This window comes from Burkholderia alba (assembly GCF_034721475.1).
Taxonomy (GTDB): Bacteria; Pseudomonadota; Gammaproteobacteria; order Burkholderiales; family Burkholderiaceae; genus Burkholderia; species Burkholderia alba.
In genome coordinates this window covers 1-2,748 of record NZ_JAWJWL010000111.1, presented here as the reverse complement: position 1 = coordinate 2,748, position 2,748 = coordinate 1, and the positions used below count along the sequence as shown (strand labels likewise).

Annotated in this window: 3 protein-coding genes; all 3 read left to right on the top strand. The window is 68.0% G+C overall.

Annotation, left to right across the window (positions count from 1 at the left end):
- Nucleotides 1–273 precede the first annotated feature (273 nt).
- Nucleotides 274–702 (top strand): antitoxin Xre/MbcA/ParS toxin-binding domain-containing protein, encoded by a 429-nt coding sequence (locus RZR99_RS32575; RefSeq protein ID WP_323123795.1) that lies wholly within the window; start codon nt 274–276, stop codon nt 700–702.
- Nucleotides 699–1,169 (top strand): RES family NAD+ phosphorylase, encoded by a 471-nt coding sequence (locus RZR99_RS32570; RefSeq protein WP_323123796.1) that lies wholly within the window; start codon nt 699–701, stop codon nt 1,167–1,169. Before RZR99_RS32575 ends, RZR99_RS32570 begins: the two co-directional genes overlap by 4 nt.
- Before the next feature lie 755 nt (nt 1,170–1,924).
- The coding region (locus RZR99_RS32565) for a phage integrase family protein (RefSeq protein WP_323123794.1) at nt 1,925–2,748 on the top strand (824 nt) is incomplete at its 3' end.

Below are 2,748 nucleotides of genomic sequence, written 5' to 3'. Positions count from 1 at the left end.
GCCGGCTCGGCCTGACGCCTATAGTGGGGACGCGTCTAACCTCCCCGGAACGACGCAGTAGCAAATAGAGAACGTATTGAACGCGGCTGCCGTGATAGGCGGCTGTTTTTTTAGCGCGCCCTCAATGCCGCTAATGCTTATTAGCGGCATGGTATTTGAGGGGGTAAAATAAGGGAAACGCCATCGCGTCACGGAGAAGGAATCCGTTTTGGACATTTTGATCTATAATTCAGGATCATTTGATCCTTCTATTTGATCCTCCTTGAGGTCGCCATGCAACTCGTCACGCCCGAAGCCATCGCCGCCGTGATGGCGCTGTCGCCGTTACCCCACACGCTGGCCGAGCTCGAGGCGCGCGTGCGCGACGGTCTGCCCAAATCCGCGCTGCGCGCCGGCGTCGAACACGCGGTCGGCAGCGCCGACGCACGCCGCGCCTTGCTCGCGCGCATCATTCCAGAGGCGACCTACAAGCGCCGGCGCGATCGCCTGACGCGCGACGAATCCGAAAAGGCCGAACGGCTGGCACGCGTGGTCGCCACTGCCACCTACGTGTGGGACGACGAGGACGACGCCCGCGCGTTCCTGGCTGCACTGCATCCGCTGCTCGAGGGCCGGGCACCGCTCGACGTCGCGCTGACCGAACTCGGCGCGCGTCGTGTCGAGGAACTGCTGTGGCAGCTGTTCTACGGGCTGCCGACGTGAGGCTGTACCGCATCGCCGACCGCCGGTACCCGATCTGGAACGGCACTGGCGCGATGTGGGTGGGGGGGCGCTTCAACAGCCCCGGGCGGCCCGTGATCTATGCCGCGACCACCTTCGCCGGCGCAATGCTGGAGGTGCTGGTTCACGCGCGGATCGGCAAAGTGCCGCGCACGCACGTGTGGGTCGAGGCGGACGGGCCGGCGGATCTGCCGCTCGAGCGCCACACGGCCGAGCAACTGCCCCCGGGCTGGGACGCGCCTTCGCCGCACCTCGCGCGCGCGGTCGGCGACGCGTGGCTGGCCGCGCAGCGCAGCGCGATCCTGTTGGTGCCGTCGGTCGTCGCGCGCGCCGAGTGGAACGCGCTGATCAATCCGTTGCATCCGGACGCAGCCCGTATCGTGGTTGGCGCGCCGCAGCCGGTTCTCTGGGATGAACGACTGTTTATTGCGCGAGAAGGAGAGGCATGAAAATCACGCACGACACCCGACGGAGCCGGCCGCGCCATGTTCCTGTCTGGGTCAACCGGCTGGGGTGGGGCACGCTGATGGCCGGCGTCGGTCTGGTGGGCATGACGATCGGCGCTTGGTTGGCCCTGGGCCATTGGCCGTGGCNAAAATCACGCACGACACCCGGTGGAACCGGCCGCGCCATGTTCCTGTCTGGGTCAACCGGCTGGGGTGGGGCACGCTGATGGCCGGCGTCGGTTTGGTGGGCCTGACGATCGGCGCTTGGTTGGCCCTGGGCCATTGGCCGTGGTCATGATGAGCGCGATCCCCACGCATGCCGACATGCTCGACGGGCTGCGCCGCGCCTGCTATCGCCAGGTGGTCCGCTACCGGCATGAACCGATTTTCGACGAACTGCTCAGCGCGGCTTTCATCGCTTGGGTGCGTCAGCCCATCCGGTTGTCGCAGCAACCCGTGTCCGAGCGGACCGCCCACTACTCGGCACCGATTCAGGTCGCTGAACTGACCGCGACCGGTCGCGCCGCGCTCGACTGGCTTGAGAGCCTTGCCCAGGCGCCGCAGTGGGATACGCTGCGCGGCCTCCCATATGGGTACCGCCCACCGGCAGATNGCCCACTACTCGGCTCCGATTCAGGTCGCTGAACTGACCGCGCCGGTCGCGCCGCGCTCGACTGGCTTGAGAGCCTTGCCCAGGCGCCGCAGTGGGATACGCTGCGCGGCCTCCCATACGGGTACCGCCCACCGGCAGATGTGCGATGACGACGCCGGCCGAACAACTGACCCTGCCGCCACCGCGCACCTATACGCGCAGCGATTTCGCCGCGTTGCGTGCGTGGGTCCAGCGCGTGCCGCCGTCGACGATCGCCAGCCGCTACTACGATCCCGACACCACGCCCTACGAGGATGATCCTGCCACACTCGAGCGGCATCTGAAGACGATGCGCGACGACCTGGTGCATCTCGCGATGCTGAACGGATCATCGGTGCTGGCCGAGCACCTGAAGACCTCGATTCGGCAGCACGGCAATGCCCGGCTGACCGCGGTCTCGCTGCGCATGGTCGAGGACGCGGCCAAACTCGCCGCGGCGACGCCGGCGGCGGAGCACCTGGTGAGCCTCTGGTTCCGGCCCGCGATCGCGCGGCGGTTGACGGGGGAGGGGATCGCCACGCTCGGTGAGCTGGTCGCGTTCTGCAATCGTCGCGGCGGCCGCTGGTGGCGTCGTGTGCCCCGTATCGGCGCGGGTCGCGCGCGCGTGCTGGTGGCGTGGCTGCGTGCGCACGCGCCGTCACTCGGCGCAACGATTGCCGCCGACGTTGAGGCGAGCGACGCGCTCGTGCCGGCGACGTCCGAGCCGATCGAACTGGTCCCGGCCGACGGCGGCCAGCAGCTGGCGCCACTCGAACGCATGGCACTCCCACATGCGCTGTCCGGCGCGCGCGGGACCAATCGGGCGTCGGCGCTGTCCTATCTGCGCGCTGCGCACGATCTCGATGCGCTGCGCGCGTATCTGGCGCGCTATGACGACCAGGCTTCCACGCTGCGGGCGTATACGCGTGAGCTGGAGCGCCTGCTGCTCTG

Bases quoted from the DNA above. Each gene is read 5' to 3' on its own strand.
- RZR99_RS32575 (WP_323123795.1), top strand. From the start codon at position 274: ATGCAACTCGTCACGCCCGAAGCCATCGCCGCCGTGATGGCGCTGTCG.